General features: G+C 66.7%; 14 protein-coding genes. 7 read left to right on the forward strand and 7 right to left on the reverse strand.

The window, feature by feature from the left end; genetic code table 11:
* Positions 1 to 32: 32 nt before the first annotated feature.
* Together XcodCFBP4690_RS09945 and XcodCFBP4690_RS09950 are read left to right on the forward strand one after the other, a co-directional pair.
* Positions 33 to 2,057, forward strand: coding sequence for a M3 family metallopeptidase (locus XcodCFBP4690_RS09945; protein ID WP_104540794.1), 2,025 nt, complete (start codon positions 33 to 35; stop codon positions 2,055 to 2,057).
* Positions 2,058 to 2,210: 153 nt separating this feature from the next.
* Positions 2,211 to 2,882 (forward strand): SH3 domain-containing protein, encoded by a 672-nt coding sequence (locus XcodCFBP4690_RS09950; protein WP_104540862.1) that lies wholly within the window; start codon positions 2,211 to 2,213, stop codon positions 2,880 to 2,882.
* 238 nt (positions 2,883 to 3,120) lie between these two features.
* Here the strand turns inward: XcodCFBP4690_RS09950 and fabB are convergent, their stop codons facing one another.
* Both fabB and fabA read right to left on the reverse strand, forming a co-directional pair.
* Positions 3,121 to 4,329: a beta-ketoacyl-ACP synthase I gene (gene fabB, locus XcodCFBP4690_RS09955; protein ID WP_104540795.1), complete on the reverse strand. Its 1,209-nt coding sequence runs from the start codon at positions 4,327 to 4,329 to the stop codon at positions 3,121 to 3,123.
* Positions 4,329 to 4,844 (reverse strand): 3-hydroxyacyl-[acyl-carrier-protein] dehydratase FabA, encoded by a 516-nt coding sequence (gene fabA, locus XcodCFBP4690_RS09960; protein ID WP_104540796.1) that lies wholly within the window; start codon positions 4,842 to 4,844, stop codon positions 4,329 to 4,331. Before fabA ends, fabB begins: the two co-directional genes overlap by 1 nt.
* A 308-nt stretch (positions 4,845 to 5,152) precedes the next feature.
* Between fabA and dinB the strand changes: the two genes are divergently transcribed.
* Together dinB and gph are read left to right on the forward strand one after the other, a co-directional pair.
* The gene (dinB, locus tag XcodCFBP4690_RS09965) at positions 5,153 to 6,229 is read left to right on the forward strand and encodes a DNA polymerase IV (protein ID WP_104540797.1); all 1,077 of its coding nucleotides are present in this window, start codon (positions 5,153 to 5,155) and stop codon (positions 6,227 to 6,229) included.
* 129 nt (positions 6,230 to 6,358) lie between these two features.
* Positions 6,359 to 7,018, forward strand: coding sequence for a phosphoglycolate phosphatase (gene gph / locus XcodCFBP4690_RS09970; RefSeq protein WP_104540798.1), 660 nt, complete (start codon positions 6,359 to 6,361; stop codon positions 7,016 to 7,018).
* A 251-nt stretch (positions 7,019 to 7,269) separates the two neighbouring features.
* Here the strand turns inward: gph and XcodCFBP4690_RS09975 are convergent, their stop codons facing one another.
* Together XcodCFBP4690_RS09975 and XcodCFBP4690_RS09980 are read right to left on the reverse strand one after the other, a co-directional pair.
* Entirely contained in the window at positions 7,270 to 7,662 is a 393-nt protein-coding gene (locus XcodCFBP4690_RS09975; protein WP_104540799.1) for a TfoX/Sxy family protein, read from the reverse strand.
* Positions 7,659 to 8,141 (reverse strand): GAF domain-containing protein, encoded by a 483-nt coding sequence (locus XcodCFBP4690_RS09980; protein ID WP_104540800.1) that lies wholly within the window; start codon positions 8,139 to 8,141, stop codon positions 7,659 to 7,661. Before XcodCFBP4690_RS09980 ends, XcodCFBP4690_RS09975 begins: the two co-directional genes overlap by 4 nt.
* Before the next feature lie 304 nt (positions 8,142 to 8,445).
* Between XcodCFBP4690_RS09980 and bioD the strand changes: the two genes are divergently transcribed.
* Positions 8,446 to 9,120: a dethiobiotin synthase gene (bioD, locus tag XcodCFBP4690_RS09990; RefSeq protein ID WP_104540802.1), complete on the forward strand. Its 675-nt coding sequence runs from the start codon at positions 8,446 to 8,448 to the stop codon at positions 9,118 to 9,120.
* A gap of 446 nt (positions 9,121 to 9,566) precedes the next feature.
* Here bioD and XcodCFBP4690_RS09995 read toward each other — a convergent pair whose 3' ends face one another.
* The 3 genes from XcodCFBP4690_RS09995 to XcodCFBP4690_RS10005 form a co-directional block, all read right to left on the reverse strand.
* Positions 9,567 to 9,902 (reverse strand): phasin family protein, encoded by a 336-nt coding sequence (locus tag XcodCFBP4690_RS09995; protein ID WP_104540803.1) that lies wholly within the window; start codon positions 9,900 to 9,902, stop codon positions 9,567 to 9,569.
* 191 nt (positions 9,903 to 10,093) lie between these two features.
* A complete protein-coding gene (queD, locus tag XcodCFBP4690_RS10000; RefSeq protein ID WP_039529685.1) occupies positions 10,094 to 10,447 on the reverse strand; it encodes a 6-carboxytetrahydropterin synthase QueD in 354 nt (117 codons plus the stop codon).
* Between the two features lie 134 nt (positions 10,448 to 10,581).
* A complete protein-coding gene (locus XcodCFBP4690_RS10005; protein ID WP_104540804.1) occupies positions 10,582 to 11,970 on the reverse strand; it encodes a DEAD/DEAH box helicase in 1,389 nt (462 codons plus the stop codon).
* A 376-nt stretch (positions 11,971 to 12,346) separates the two neighbouring features.
* Between XcodCFBP4690_RS10005 and XcodCFBP4690_RS10015 the strand changes: the two genes are divergently transcribed.
* On the forward strand, positions 12,347 to 13,336 hold the full coding sequence (locus XcodCFBP4690_RS10015) for a fumarylacetoacetate hydrolase family protein (protein WP_104540805.1): 990 nt from the start codon (positions 12,347 to 12,349) through the stop codon (positions 13,334 to 13,336).
* Between the two features lie 43 nt (positions 13,337 to 13,379).
* Positions 13,380 to 14,042, forward strand: coding sequence for a maleylacetoacetate isomerase (gene maiA / locus XcodCFBP4690_RS10020; protein WP_104540806.1), 663 nt, complete (start codon positions 13,380 to 13,382; stop codon positions 14,040 to 14,042).
* Positions 14,043 to 14,912 lie beyond the last annotated feature (870 nt).

A 14,912-nucleotide genomic window follows, 5' to 3' on the forward strand; every position in this document is an offset into this window, starting at 1 on the left:
CCCCCTGATCCCGTCCACCGCCGGAGCGCTCCATGACCAATCCCTTGCTCGACCTCTCCGGACTGCCGTCCTTCGATGCGATCGGCCCCGAGCATGTGAGCCCGGCGATCGACCAGCTGCTGGCGCAGGCCGAGGCGGCAGTGAAGGCCGCCGAACAGGTCAGCCCGGTCAGCTGGGGCAGCTTCGTGGTGCCGCTGGACGATGCCACCGAGCGGCTCTGGCGCGCCTGGGGGCAGGTGGGCCATCTGCAGGCAGTGATGAACACCCCCGAGCTGCGCGAGGCCTACAACAGCAACCTGCCCAAGGTGAGCCGCTTCGGCAGCGCGCTGGGCCAGAACCTGGCGCTGTACGCGCAGTACAAGGCGCTGGCGCAGTCGCCGGAGGTCTCCCACTACGATGACGCCCGGCGCAAGGTGCTGGACAACGCGCTGCGCGATTTCCGGCTCGGCGGTGCCGAACTGGACGACGCCGCCAAGGCGCGCTTTGCGCAGATCCAGGAAGAATTGTCGGCACTGGCGGCGAAGTTCTCGCAGAACGTGCTCGATGCCACCGATGCCTGGTCGTATGTGACCGAAGACGACACCCAGCTGTCGGGTCTGCCGGCCGAAGTGATCGCCGCCGCGCGCGCCGCTGCAGAAAAGGATGGCGTACCAGGCTGGAAGTTCACCCTGCAGATGCCGTGCTACCTGCCGGTGCAGACCGATGCCGACAGCCGCGAACTGCGCGCGCTGCTGTATCGCGCCAACGCCGAGCGCGCGTCCGAATTCGGCGATGCGGCGCTGGACAACAGCGCCAACATCGACCGTATTCTTGCGCTGCGCGCCGAGCTGGCGCAGCTGCTCGGTTTTGCCAGCTACGCGGACTATTCCATCGCCACCAAGATGGCGCAGAGCCCGGATGAAGTGATGGGATTCCTGCGCGACTTGGCGGTGCGTGCCAAGCCATACGCGCAACGCGATCGCGCCGAACTGGAAGCCTTCGCCCGCGACGAACTGGGCCTGGACGAACTGCAGGCCTGGGACCTGGCCTACGCCAGCGAAAAGCTCAAGCAGGCGCGCTACAGCTTCTCCGAGCAGGAAGTGAAGCAATACTTCACCGAGCCCAAGGTGCTGGCCGGCCTGTTCGAGGTGATCCACAGCCTGTACGGGCTTACGGTCAAGCCGGACAGCGCGCCGGTGTGGCATCCGGATGTGCGCTTCTATCGTCTGGAAGATGCGCAAGGCGCGCTGGTGGGCCAGTTCTATCTCGATTTGTACGCGCGCGAAGGCAAGCGCGGCGGTGCCTGGATGGACGACTGCCGCAATCGCCGCGACACCGCTAGCGGCGTGCAGACGCCGCTGGTGTATCTGGTGTGCAATTTCGGCCGCGGCAACGGCGATGCACCGGCCACGTTCCGGCATGGCGAAGTCACCACGCTGTTCCATGAAATGGGCCACGGCCTGCACCAGTTGCTCACCCGTATCGGCGAGCTGGGCGTGGCCGGCATCAACGGCGTGGAGTGGGACGCGGTGGAGCTGCCCAGCCAGTTCATGGAGAACTTCTGCTGGGAATGGGAGCGCGTGCAGGCGATGACCGCGCATGTGCAGACCGGCGAGCCGTTGCCGCGCAACCTGTTCGACCGTCTGCTGGCTGCGCGCAATTTCCAGAGCGGCATGTTCACCGTGCGTCAGTTGGAATTTGCGTTGTTCGACATGCAACTGCACAGCCGCTTCGACCCGATGCAGGACAGCGTGCTGCAGCTGATCGAGCGCGTGCGCGACGAGGTGGCGGTCAATCGCCCGCCGGCATGGAATCGCTTCCCGCATCAGTTCAGCCACATCTTCGCCGGCGGCTACGCGGCCGGTTACTACAGCTACAAATGGGCCGAAGTGCTCAGTGCCGATGCCTACGCCGCGTTCGAAGAGGCGCCCGAGCAGGTGGCCGAGACCGGTGCCCGTTTCCGCGCCGAGGTGCTGTCGCGGGGCGGCAGCCGTAGCGCCGCAGACAACTTCCGAGCCTTCCGCGGCCGCGCGCCGACCATCGATGCGCTGTTGCGGCATAACGGCATGGCGGGCTGAGCCCATCTGCAGAGCAGCTGCCGTCGCTGGCAGGCGCTGCACTCCCCATCGCATGTGTGCGCACTGCGGTGAGGTGAGCTGCCTTGCAAGCGCAGCGGCATGGTCACGCCGGTGACCGATGCGCGAATGGGTAAGCACATCAAGGAGAGTGCAATGCAGCGACGCTTGTCTTGGAGTTTGGGGCTGTTGATTGCAGCGGCGGTACCGGCCGCTGCGCAGCACACCGGTCACGCCAGTCGCCTGGCCGGCCTGCGCGCAGGCCCCGGCGAGGAATACCGGCGCGTGGGCGAAGTCAGCGCCGGCAACACGCTCAGCGTTTACGGGTGCCTGAAGAACGGCAGATGGTGCGATGTGCGTGCGCCCGATGCGCGCGGCTGGATGCCTGCGCAAGCGATCACGCTGGAGCGCGGCGATCTTGCGCGCGTGGTCCCGAAGATCGCGTTTTCGCTGGATCCCTATTGGGACGCGCATTACCGCGGCCGCGAATGGACCGTGGAGAGCGAACGCGCGCTGTGGCGTGACCATGCACCGGAGAGCGCGCCGGACCTGGAAGTGCTTGCGCCCGGGGAGGGCGTGCCGCCAACCAGCGCCCCTTCCATCGCAAGACGCGTCAAGCAGGAGACACGCGCAAACACCGAACGGACCAACCGCGAGCGGGCCGAGATCGATGCGGCCAGGAGCTTGCAGTTCAAGCGCGATCAGGCTCGGACGGCGTGCCGCAGCAGGCAGCGCGCGGAAGAGCAGAGAGCCGGCAGGGAGGGGAATAGCCAGCCTGCCAGCACTGGGACCTCGATGGAGGATTGTGACCGCTTGCAGGACGAATGAGGCACCGTTCCTGCGCCCTGGCGCAGGGCGGTAAAGAGTGATTGCATCTCGCTGCTCACACGTCCTTGTGTCGTCAGTATGGGGCTGGCAACGCTGTTCTGTCGCATCGCAGTTGTTTGAACCTGCACCGCCCGTCGTTCAATGGTGGAATTCGGGCGATCTCTTGCGTGGCGCCGACACGGGTCGCATCCGGGGCTGCGCGCAGCACAACGCGATCACACGCGTTCGCATGCAGCCATCACACCCGCCCGAACACCAACGTGCCGTTGGTGCCGCCGAAGCCGAAGCTGTTGGACATCACCGTGTTCAAGTTCGCTTGCTGCGTCTGTCGCAGGATGGGGAAGCCTTCGGCGCGCGGGTCGAGTTCGTCGATATGCGCCGAGCCGGCCATGAAGCCGTCGCGCAGCATCAGCAGGCAGAAGATCGCCTCGTGCACGCTGGCCGATCCCAGCGAATGGCCCGACAGCGCCTTGGTCGAGGACAGCGGCGGCACGGTGTCGCCGAATACCTCGCGCACTGCGCCCAGTTCGGTGACATCGCCCAGCGGCGTGGAGGTGCCGTGGGTGTTGAGGTAATCGATCGGGCGATCCAGACCCTGCATGGCCATGCGCATGCAGCGCACCGCGCCTTCGCCACTGGGCGCGACCATGTCCGCGCCATCGGATGTCACGCCGTAACCTAGCAACTCGGCATGGATGCGCGCGCCGCGCGCGATGGCATGGTCGTACTCCTCCAGCACCAGCATGCCGCCGCCGCTGCCGATCACGAACCCATCGCGCTGCGCGTCATACGGGCGCGAGGCTACCGCCGGGCGGTCATTGAAGCCGGTGGACAGCGCGCCCATCGCGTCGAACATCACGCTCATGGTCCAGTGCAGTTCTTCGCCGGCACCGGCGAACATCACATCCTGCGCGCCGTGGCGGATCAGGTCGGCGGCCGCGCCGATGCAATGCGCCGAGGTCGCGCAGGCGGCCGACAACGAGTAGCTCAGGCCACGGATCTTGAATGCAGTGGCCAGCGAGGCAGACACCGCAGAGCACATCGTGCGCGGCACCATATACGGGCCGACCTTGCGCACGCCGCGCGCGCGCAGCAGATCTGCCGTTTCCACCTGCCATTGGCTGGACCCGCCGCCGGAACCGGCGATCACGCCGGTGCGCAGGTCGCTGACCTGTTCGGCGCTCAGGCCGGCATCGGCGATCGCATCGCGCATGGCCAGATACGCATACGCAGAGGCGTCGCCCATGAAGCGTTTGAGCTTGCGGTCGATCAATGCCTCCAGATCCAGCGCCACCGCGCCGCCAACCTGGCTGCGCAGACCCGCCTCGGCATGATCGGGCAGGGCGGTGATGCCGGAGCGGCTCTCGCGCAGTGCGGTGGAAACGGTGTCCAGGTCATTGCCCAGGCACGAATTGATGCCCATTCCGGTGACGACAACGCGGCGCATCAGAAGCTCTCCGTCGAAGTGAACATGCCTACGCGCAGATCCTTGGCGGTGTAGATCTCGCGCCCATCCACCAGCATGCGTGCATCGGTCTGCGCCATCACCAGCTTGCGGTTGATCACGCGGCTGACATCGATCTCGTAGCTCACCAGTTTGGCGCTGGGCAGCACCTGGCCGGTGAACTTGACCTCTCCGCAGCCCAGGGCGCGGCCACGGCCGGGCGCACCGATCCAGGTCAGGAAGAAGCCGGTCAGCTGCCACATCGCATCCAGCCCCAGGCAGCCGGGCATCACCGGGTCGCCGATGAAGTGGCAGCCGAAGAACCACAGGTCCGGGCGTACGTCGAGTTCTGCGCGGATCACGCCCTTGCCATGCGCGCCGCCGGTGTCGCTGATCTCGGTGATGCGGTCGAACATCAGCATCGGGTCGTTCGGCAACCGGCCGCTGTCGGGTCCAAACAATTCCCCACGCGCGCTGGCCAACAATTGGTCGCGCGAGTACGCACTTTGACGAGTCATGACGAACGTTTCCTGCAAGAAGCGAAAGGCAAGGGCGGCAAGGGTGCATGAGGCCATACGGTTCAATCAAACGTTTTATCCGTACGCATGCGTGCTGTTTTCAGGCGATTGCGCCGCGCGGCGCGCCGCAAAGGACTGACCGGAAAGTCACGATCGGCCAGCGTCGCAAGGGACTCGCGCGGCCCAAACCTGCCCGATCGTTGGCGGTAGCGTTCGTTTCGCAAGCGCAGCCGCAGCCTGCGCATGCGCAAGGCGTGAGACGCAGCTGATCTATCATGGGCCACTACCTGTGGAGAGACGCCAGCTTGATGCGCAAGATCGTGCACGTGGACATGGATGCGTTCTACGCGTCCGTGGAGCAGCGTGACGATCCGGGCCTGCGTGGCAAGCCGGTGGTGGTGGCCTGGCGCGGCGCGCGTTCGGTGGTGTGCGCAGCGTCCTACGAAGCGCGCATCTTCGGCATCCGCTCGGCCATGCCGGCCCTGCGCGCCGAGCGTCTCTGCCCGGATGCGGTGTTCGTGCCGCCGGATTTTGCGCGCTACAAGGCGGTGTCGCGACAGGTGCGCGAGATCTTCCATCGGCATACCGATCTGGTCGAACCACTGTCATTGGACGAGGCGTATCTGGACGTCACCGAAGCCAAGACCGGCATGCAGCTGGCCACCGAGATCGCGCAGCTGATCCGCAGCCAGATCCGCGAGGAAACCCAGCTCACCGCGTCGGCCGGCATCGCGCCCAACAAGTTCCTGGCCAAGATCGCATCGGACTGGCGCAAGCCCGATGGCCAGTTCGTCATCGCGCCTAGCCGGGTGGATGCCTTCCTGCTGCCGCTCAAGGTCAACCGCATTCCCGGCGTGGGCAAGGTGATGGATGCCAAGCTGGCGGCACTGGGCATCGTGACCGTCGCCGATCTGCGCCTGCGGCCGCTGGAGGAATTGCAGGCGCATTTCGGCAGCTTCGGGCACAGCCTGTATCGCCGCGCGCGCGGCATCGACGAACGTCCGGTAGAGCCGGACCAGGAAGTGCAGTCGGTGTCTTCGGAAGACACCTTCAGCGAAGACCTGGCGTTGGAGGCGCTGGATCCGCACATCCTGCGGCTGGCCGAGAAAACCTGGCTGGCGACGCGTCGCACCGAACGCATCGGCCGCACGGTGGTGTTGAAGTTGAAGACTTCGAACTTTCGCATCCTCACGCGCTCGCACACACCGGAGCAACCACCTGCTTCACTCGATGCGTTGGCGCAGATCGCCTTGGCGCTGACGCGGCGCGTGGAACTGCCGGCCGAGACGCGTTTCCGCCTGGTCGGCGTGGGATTGAGCGGTTTCAGCGATGTCCAGGAAGGCGCGGTACAGGGCCAGTTGTTTGGCGAGGTGCCGCAGGCATAGGCCGATGGAACGTGTGGACGTTGCATCAGGCTCATGCTTTTTGTTCGGCCAGCACAGCCACCCCTGCACTTACGTGGCCTAAATCCTGCACTGCGTACACTGACACGCTCCCCGCACGAGGCCTTCTGCATGTTTGCGTACCCGCTGGTGATTTTCGATCTGGACGGCACCCTGGTGGACAGTGCGCCCAACATCGCCGAGGCGCTCAACGCCACCTTGCAGGAACTGGGATTGCAACAGTTCAGTGAATCCACCATTCGCAGCTGGATCGGCGAGGGCGTGCAGGTGCTGCTCGCCACCGCACTGCGCGAAGCCGGCGGAACCCACGATGCCGAGACGGAAATGCCGGTGATGATGCGGCACTACGCCGCCAGCCTGCTGCACGATCCGCAGCTGTATCCCGGTGTTGCCGAGGCATTGCATGGCCTGCGCGATGCCGGTGCAACATTGGCGCTGTGCACCAACAAGCCCTCGCGCTTCATCGCGCCCCTGCTGGAGCACCTGGACATCGCCACGCTGTTCGGTGCCGTGCTCGGCGGCGATTCCTTGCCGCAGCGCAAGCCCGATCCGGCACCCTTGCTGCATCTGGCCAGGCAGTTCCAGCTCACCCCGCAGCACTGCCTGATGGTCGGCGATTCTGGTACCGACGCGGCAGCGGCAAACGCCGCCGGCATGCCGCTGGCGATGGTGCGTTACGGCTACCTGCGCGGCTTCGATCCGCAGACGTCCGGTGCGGTTGTCCTGATCGACGATATGCGCGAACTGCTTGCATTGCGCAGTGCGGGCTGACGTCACTGCGCAATCCCGTGCCGCAGGAGGCGGGCGCTCTTGGGCAAGTACTGACTGCTCCAACGCGCTGTCGCCGTGCCGTGCCTGCATCAGTACCCGTGCATCGAATCCCTAGCGACGTCAGTGACGGTATCAGCTCGACATCAGGGGCGGACGGCCAGACCCTGAGAGCAGCGTCACCCGGCTACGTTCTGCAGCTGGCAGGCGGTGCGTGACGGTATGTCCCTCGCCGGGCGCCACATGCCGGCAACTCACTCCTCGTGCGTTGCGTCCATGCGCGCATCGTCATCGGGCGTGTCGTCGGCATCGGCGTGCGACGCGCCGTTGTCGGCGCGCGTGTAGTGCACGGTTTCCACCGGCCCACCGACGGCGCGTCCGCGCACCGGCAACAGCGCGCTGGCCGCTTCGTATTCGGCCAGCAAGGCATGCCGGCGCGCTTCCGGGACCTCTTGCCAATGACAATCCGCCAAGGCGCCCTCCAGCGAATAGAGCAGGTTGAGGCTGGGCTTGAAGCCGGCGCGGCGCACCTTGACGAAGGCAGCCACCGCACCGACCGCCTGCAGATCCTGCTGCGTGCGCAAACCGACCTGGCGCAGCCAGGCGGCGCTCTTGGGGCCGATATTGCGCAGTCGCTCGGTGGTCACCTCAATGCGCCGACGAAGACCTGCGCAATCGCTTCCAGGCCGCGCTGGTCGTCCGCATCGAAGCGGTCCAGCTCCGGGCTGTCCAGATCCAGCACGCCGATCAGCGCATCGCCCTTGACCAGCGGAATCACCAGCTCCGAACGCGAGGCCGAATCGCAGGCGATATGCCCGGGGAACGCGTCCACGTCGGCAATGCGCTGGGTCTGCCGGGTGCTGGCGGCCGCGCCGCACACGCCCTTGTCCAGCGGGATGCGCACGCATGCCGGCAAACCCTGGAACGGCCCCACCACAAGCTCGCGTCCGTCGTAGAAATAGAAGCCGGCCCAGTTCAGCGACGGCAGCGCGTGGAAGATCAGCGCTGCCAGGTTGGCGGCATTGGCGATCCGGTCCGGCTCGCCGTGCACCAGGGCCTGGGCCTGGGCAGTGAGCTGGGCATATTGTTCCGGCTTGCTGCCGGTCAGCGATGAGGTGGCGAACATGCGCGAAGTTTAGCAGCGGCGGTCTGCCGCGGCATTGCGACAGGTACGGCGGCTCTGCGCGGCAGCGGCGGACACTGTTTTCCAGCAACATCGCCACCCGAACATGCCTGTCGCAGGCCGATGATCCAGATCCTACTCCCGACTCCCCACTCCCCACTCCCCACTCCCCACTCCCCACTCCCCACTCCCCACTCCCCACTCCCCACTCCCCAATCCCCAATCCCCAATCCCCAATCCCCAATCAGCCGCCCGCGCTATCCTGCGCGCCCTCACGGCAACGCGGCGCGGCCGCAGGACCAGGCACATGCAGTACCCGGCGTTCTACGTCACCGGCACCGATACCGGCATCGGCAAGACCATGGGCAGCACCGCCCTGCTGCATGCCCTGCGCGTACGCGGCCATACCGCAGTGGGAATGAAGCCGGTCGCCAGCGGCTGCGAGAACACGCCGCAGGGCTGGCGCAACGAAGACGCGCTGGCATTGCAGGCCGCCAGCGATCCGCAGCCGGACTACGCCACGCTCAATCCCTATGCCTTGCCCGCGCCACTGGCGCCGGAACTGGCCGCCGCCGATGTGGGCGTGACCTTATCGCTGGAGCCGATCGTTCGCGCATTCGCGCAGTTGCGCGCGCAGGCGCAGGCGGTGGTGGTCGAAGGCGTCGGCGGCTGGGCCGCGCCGCTGAGCGCCGAGCTGGATCAGGCCGATCTGGTGCGCACGCTGCAGCTGCCGGTGGTGCTGGTGGTGGGGGTGCGGCTGGGCTGCATCAACCACGCGCGTCTGACCGCGGCGGCTATCGCGGCCGACGGGCTGGAGTGCGTGGGCTGGATCGCCAACGAGGTGGATCCGCAGATGAAGCGGGTCGAAGAGAACATCGCCATGCTGGGCCAGCGGCTGGCGATGCCGTGCTGGGGACGAATCCCCTGGCGGCCGGGCGCCGATGCCGCCAGTCAGGCGCACGGGCTGCAGCTGCCGGGCTAGGGCAGCTCACAAGACTGCCGCGCAGCCGCCACACGGGCGCGGCCGGGCATGTCCCCCTTCGTACACTGCGGCTGCTCTGCGCCGTCCACAGTCGCCAGGTTGTGTCGACCGCTCCGGGTCAGGGCCGGGATGGCGTGCAGCCCGCTGCTCCCAGGGGGGCGGTTCTCTCCGGGTCGTCTGCGCTCGGCATGCTGGCATCGCGGCCAACGTCACGTCGCCGCTGCACTACGCATGCAGCGAGCGTGTGCGCCGCCGCTTCTGTGCGCCAGGCTGGGGTCATCGTCCCGGCGGCCCATGTGGGCAGGAGGTGCATCGCCGTGGCATTGGCCACGCCGAGAAACGCTTGGCAAGGCGACAATAAAAAAGCCCGACAGAGGGAGGGATCTGTCGGGCCGGATTGCACGGGGGGAGGGACCCATGCAAAGACGCTGAATTTTTGGTGGCCGTTACTTGCGCCGGGTCTTGCCTGTTGCGCCGGTCGAATCACTGCCGGCGTCGAACTGCTGCTTGGCAAACTGCCCAAGCTCGCTGGACATCTTCAATCCCATCCCGACCACTTCCTGGTTGACCGATGCCAGCCGTTCCAGGTTGTCGCGGGCCAGCTGCAGGCCCTTGGGCCAGAGCGTCTGGTAGGCACCCAGGTCGCGGGCCTGCGCGCACTCACCGAAGAAGCTGGTGGTCGCGCTGACGTTCTGTTCCAGCGTGTCCAATGCCAACTGGTTGGCACGTGCTGCAGCAGAGGCGAACTGGCTGGTGAAGCTGTTTTCGAACTGCGCCGACATTGCGAACCCCTTGGGGAAAGCCGTGACCGTTTGTTGCGTTGCAGCATACGCCGATATTGCTGCGATGCAACACGTTTCCTGAAGTTTTTCCAAACGCCTGTCGGAATCCCTCTGATTCAATGATTTGGAGAGAATCCAGAAACGCCGAAGCCGCCTGGAAGGCGGCTTCGGGTCGTATCAGTGCGCAGGGATCAACCGCGGTAGCGGCAGCCGGAGGTGCAGGTCTCGTGCACGACGATCTCGCTCAGCTGCGGCAGGGCCGGCTTGAGCTGGTTCCAGATCCAGATCGCCAGCCGCTCGCTGGTCGGGTTCTCCAGCCCCTCGATGTCGTTGAGGTAGTGATGGTCTAGGCGGTCGTAGATCGGCTGGAAGGCGGCCTTGATATCGCCGAAGTCCATGATCCAGCCGGTCTCGGCGCCCGGTTCGCCGCTGACATGCAGCTCGACCCGGAACGAATGTCCATGCAGGCGGGCGCATTTGTGGCCGGGCGGCACGTTGGGAAGCCGGTGCGCGGCTTCCAGGGTGAAGACCTTGAAGATGTCCATGACGATGATTCGGCAAGCAGTGGGAAGGAAGGGCGCGTGCCGGCGCGAGGCCGATCACGCAAAGGCGCGGGCGGGCCGTGGCGGACAGCACAAGGGCCGCATCGCGGCCCCTGTGCTCAACCAAGGCTCATCGCTCAGGCGCCGCGGTTGGCCGGGCGACCGTTGCCGCCACGTCCACCATCGCGACGGCCGGCGCCCGCACCGGCATTGGCCTGACGCGGCCCGTTGCTGCGCTGGCCACCCGGCTTCTTCGGGCCGGCATGTGCGTGCGCCTGGCGCGGTGCATCGCCGTGCGGACGACGTGCGTGGCTCTTGCGCGGCGCGCGATCGCCACCCGGCTGCTCGGCACGACCCGGGGCGCTGTTGCCCCAGCGGATCGGGGTCTGCGGCTCGTAGCCCGGCACGTCGCGGATTTCCACGTCGCGGCCCAGCATGCGCACGATCTGGCGCAGCAGCTTGGCTTCGTCCTGTGCCACCAGCGAGATCGCCTCGCCGGTGGAACCGTTACGGCCGGTGCGGCCGATGCGGTGCACGTAGTCCTCGGCCACCATCGGCAGGTCGTAGTTGATGACCTTGGGCAGCTGGTCGATATCGATACCGCGCGCGGCGATGTCGGTGGCCACCAGCACGGTCACGCGGCCGGCCTTGAAGTCGCTCAGGGCGCGCATGCGCTGGCCCTGGCTCTTGTTGCCGTGGATCGCGGCGGTCTTGATGCCGGACTTCTCCAGGAACAGCGCCAGCTTGTCGCTGCCGTGCTTGGTGCGCGCAAACACCAGGGTCTGCTCGCGGCTGTCCTGCGCCAGCAGGTGCAGCAGCAGGTCGCGCTTGCGCGCGCCATCGACCGGGTGCACGCGGTGGGTGATGCTCTCGGCCACGGTGTTGCTCGGGGTAACCTGGATCTGCATCGGGTTGCGCATGAACTCCAGAGCCAACTGCTTGATGTTCTCCTCGAAGGTCGCCGAGAACAGCAGGGTCTGGCGGTTCTGGCGCGGCAGCTTGGTCAGGATGCGCTTGATCGACGGCAGAAAGCCCATGTCGAGCATGCGGTCGGCTTCGTCCAGGACCAGCACCTCGATACCGGACAGGTCCACGCTGCGGCGCTCGATATGGTCGATCAGCCGGCCCGGGCAGGCGATCAGCAGATCAACGCCACGGCGCAGCGCATCGAGCTGGTTGCCCATGCCCACGCCGCCGTAGATCACCGCGCTGGGAATGCGCAGGTACTTGCTGTAGCCGCGCAGACTGTCGTGGACCTGGGTGGCCAGCTCGCGGGTGGGGGTCAGGATCAGCGCGCGCGGCTTGCGCGGGCCATTGACCGGCTGCGGCGAGGTGCCCAGGTGCTGCAGCAGCGGCAGGCCGAACGCGGCGGTCTTGCCGGTGCCGGTCTGTGCGCCGGCCAGCAGGTCGTGGCCTTCCAGCACCAGCGGGATCGCCTGCTGCTGGATCGGAGTGGGGGTTTCATAGCCCTGCTCGGCCAACGCGCGCAGCAGGAAGGGCGCCAGGCCCAGGGATTCGAAAGACATCAGGAAGCTCCAAGTAAAGCGCCGCCACCAGGCTGGGCCCGGAGCGCAAACGCATTGCAGATGCAGAAGGTGAGGCTCGGAGCGTTCCCGTGAACCGCGCTGCGAGATGGTGGATCAACCCAATCAAGACGCGATGGGTTTGTCGGCACCACGAAAGGCGTCGGGTGGGGCGGGCGAGCGGATCGATCGATCCTGGCCTCGCCGGCGGTCCCAAAGGGAAACGGACGGCCGCATGCAGACCGGGCAAGTGTACGCGCGATTGGCGCGCTGCACAAAAGTTCCTGCCAGCAGTTGGGGGGCGGGTCAGTTGTTTCAGGTGTAACGGATGTTGCGGCAGGTCGTACAATCGACCGATTCGTCACTGCGCAGGAAGGTCATGAAGCTAGGTTCCCTGAAGGAAGGCGGCCGCGACGGCAGCCTGATCGTGGTCTCCCGCGACCTGGGCAAGGCTGTCCGTGCCACCGGCATCGCGCCCACCCTGCAGCGCGCGCTGGAGGACTGGAGCAATAGCGCGCCGCGTCTGAACGCGCTGGCCGACGCGCTGGAAGATGGCAGTGCCGATGGCGTATTCGATCTCGACATGCAGGCGCTGGCCGCACCGCTGCCGCGCGCCTACGAATTCGTCGACGGCAGCGCCTACCTGCCGCATGTGGAGCGCGTGCGCCGCGCCCGCAATGCCGAGGTGCCGGAAAGCTTCTACACCGACCCACTGATGTACCAGGCCACCAGTGCCGGATTCTACGGCCCGCGCGATGCCATCAAGGTCATCAGCGAAGACTACGGCATCGATCTAGAGGCCGAGCTGGTGGTCATCACCGACGACGTGCCGATGGGCGCCTCGGCCGAGCAGGCGGCCGCGCACATCCAGCTGATCGGCCTGGTCAACGATGTCTCGCTGCGCAACCTGATCCCTGCCGAGCTCGCCAAGGGCTTCGGCTTTGTGCAGTCCAAGCCGCGCTCGGCGTTGTCGCCGGTGTTCGTCACCCCCGACGAGCTGGGCGATGCCTGGCGCGGCAACAAGGTGCACCTGCCGCTGGTGACGCACGTCAACGGCGCCTGGTTCGGTGCGCCGGAAGCCGGCAACGACATGCAGTTCGACTTCGCCCAGCTGGTGGCGCATGCGGCCAAGACCCGGCCGCTGTCGGCCGGCACCATCGTGGGCTCGGGCACCATCGCCAACCAGGACATCACGCTGGGCGCTTCGTGTTTTGCCGAGCAGCGCGTGGTGGAGACCTTGCGCGACGGCGCGCCGAGCACGCCGTTCATGTCCTTCGGCGACGAGGTGCGCATCGAGATGTTCGCCGCCGACGGCAGCAGCATCTTCGGCGCGATCGAACAGCGCGTCGAACGGCAGCCGCTGCCGTGATGAGAGGCACCGCCCTCCCGGGCTGCACTGGCGGCGGTGCCGCATGAGCGCCGGACTGGAGCTGTTTTCGTACTGGCGCTCCAGCGCGGCCTACCGCGTGCGCATCGGCCTGCAGCTGAAGGCGCTGGATCATGTCATCCATCCGGTGCATCTGGTGCGCGATGGCGGCGAGCAGCATGCGCCGGCCTATGCGCAGCTCAATCCGCAGGAGCTGGTGCCCACGTTGCGCCATGGCAGCGTGGTGATCGCGCAATCGCTGGCGATTCTGGAGTATCTGGAAGAAGCGTTCGCAGACACTGCCGCCCTACTGCCATCTGCGCCCGCCGAGCGGGCTCGCGTGCGCGCGCTGGCCCAGCTCGTCGCCTGCGACGTGCATCCGCTCAATAACCTGCGTGTCACCCAGCTGCTGGAGCGCGAGTTCGCGCTGGACGCTGCGCAACGCCTGCAGTGGACCCGGCACTGGATGCAGCGCGGGTTCGCTGCGTTAGAGACTCAGCTGGCGCGCGACGCGCATACCGGGCGCTTCTGCCACGGCGATACACCGGGCCTGGCCGATTGCGTGCTGGTTCCGCAGCTCTACAACGCGCACCGCTTCGACGTCGACCTGGAGCCGTATCCCACCTTGCAACGTATCGAGCAGGCTTGTCTGGCACTGCCGGCCTTCGATGCGGCCCGGCCCGAAATGCAGGTGGATGCGGTGGTGTGAGGACGGTGCTGTGGCCCTCATCCGCCCTTCGGGCACCTTCTCCCGCGGAGCGGGAGAAGGGAAAAATGGAACCGGGTCTGCCTGGCAAGCCAGTCCCCGTGCGGAAAGGGCACGCTGCCCCAAGCTATGCATGGCCGCAATTGCCTTCCCCGCAGGCGAGGCATGGTGTATGTGCGCGGAGCTTCGGCCCTCATCCGCCCTGCGGGCACCTTCTCCCCTAGCACGGGAGAAGGGCAAGCCAGGCATCTGACCCGATCCGGGCCGTTGCGGTGCTGGCTGATGCTGCGATGCAACGCCGGACGTTTCGAAGGCACCATCCCCAAGCCACCGCCCGCTCACTGCTGTCCCTTCTCCCGCAAGCGGGAGAAGGTGGCGCGCAGCGCCGGATGAGGGGGCTTGCCGCAACGGCGTCGCGCCGAGGGTCTTGCCACAGAGCCCAGTAGCTAGGCTTTCAGGAGGCAGCCCCAAAGCGACGCACACCGCCGTCCCTTCTCCCGCAAGCGGGAGAAGGTGGCGCGCAGCGCCGGATGAGGGAGCTTGCCGCAACGGCCTCGCGATGAGGCTGTTGCCACAGAGCCCCCGCAGCCAGGCACCCAGGAGGCAGCCCCAAGCGTCGCACACCGCCGTCCCTTCTCCCGCAAGCGGGAGAAGGTGGCGCGCAGCGCCGGATGAGGGGGCTTGCCGCAACGGCCTCGCGATGAGGCTGTTGCCACAGAGCCCCGCAGCCAGCCACTCAGGAGGCAGCCCAAAGCGCCACACACCGCCGTCCCTTCTCCCGCAAGCGGGAGAAGGTGGCGCGCAGCGCCGGATGAGGGGGCTTGCCGCAATGACGTCGCGATGAAAGTCTTTCCGCAGCGGCCCGCGCCGCCA

The organism is Xanthomonas codiaei (assembly GCF_002939785.1).
Lineage (GTDB): Bacteria > Pseudomonadota > Gammaproteobacteria > Xanthomonadales > Xanthomonadaceae > Xanthomonas > Xanthomonas codiaei.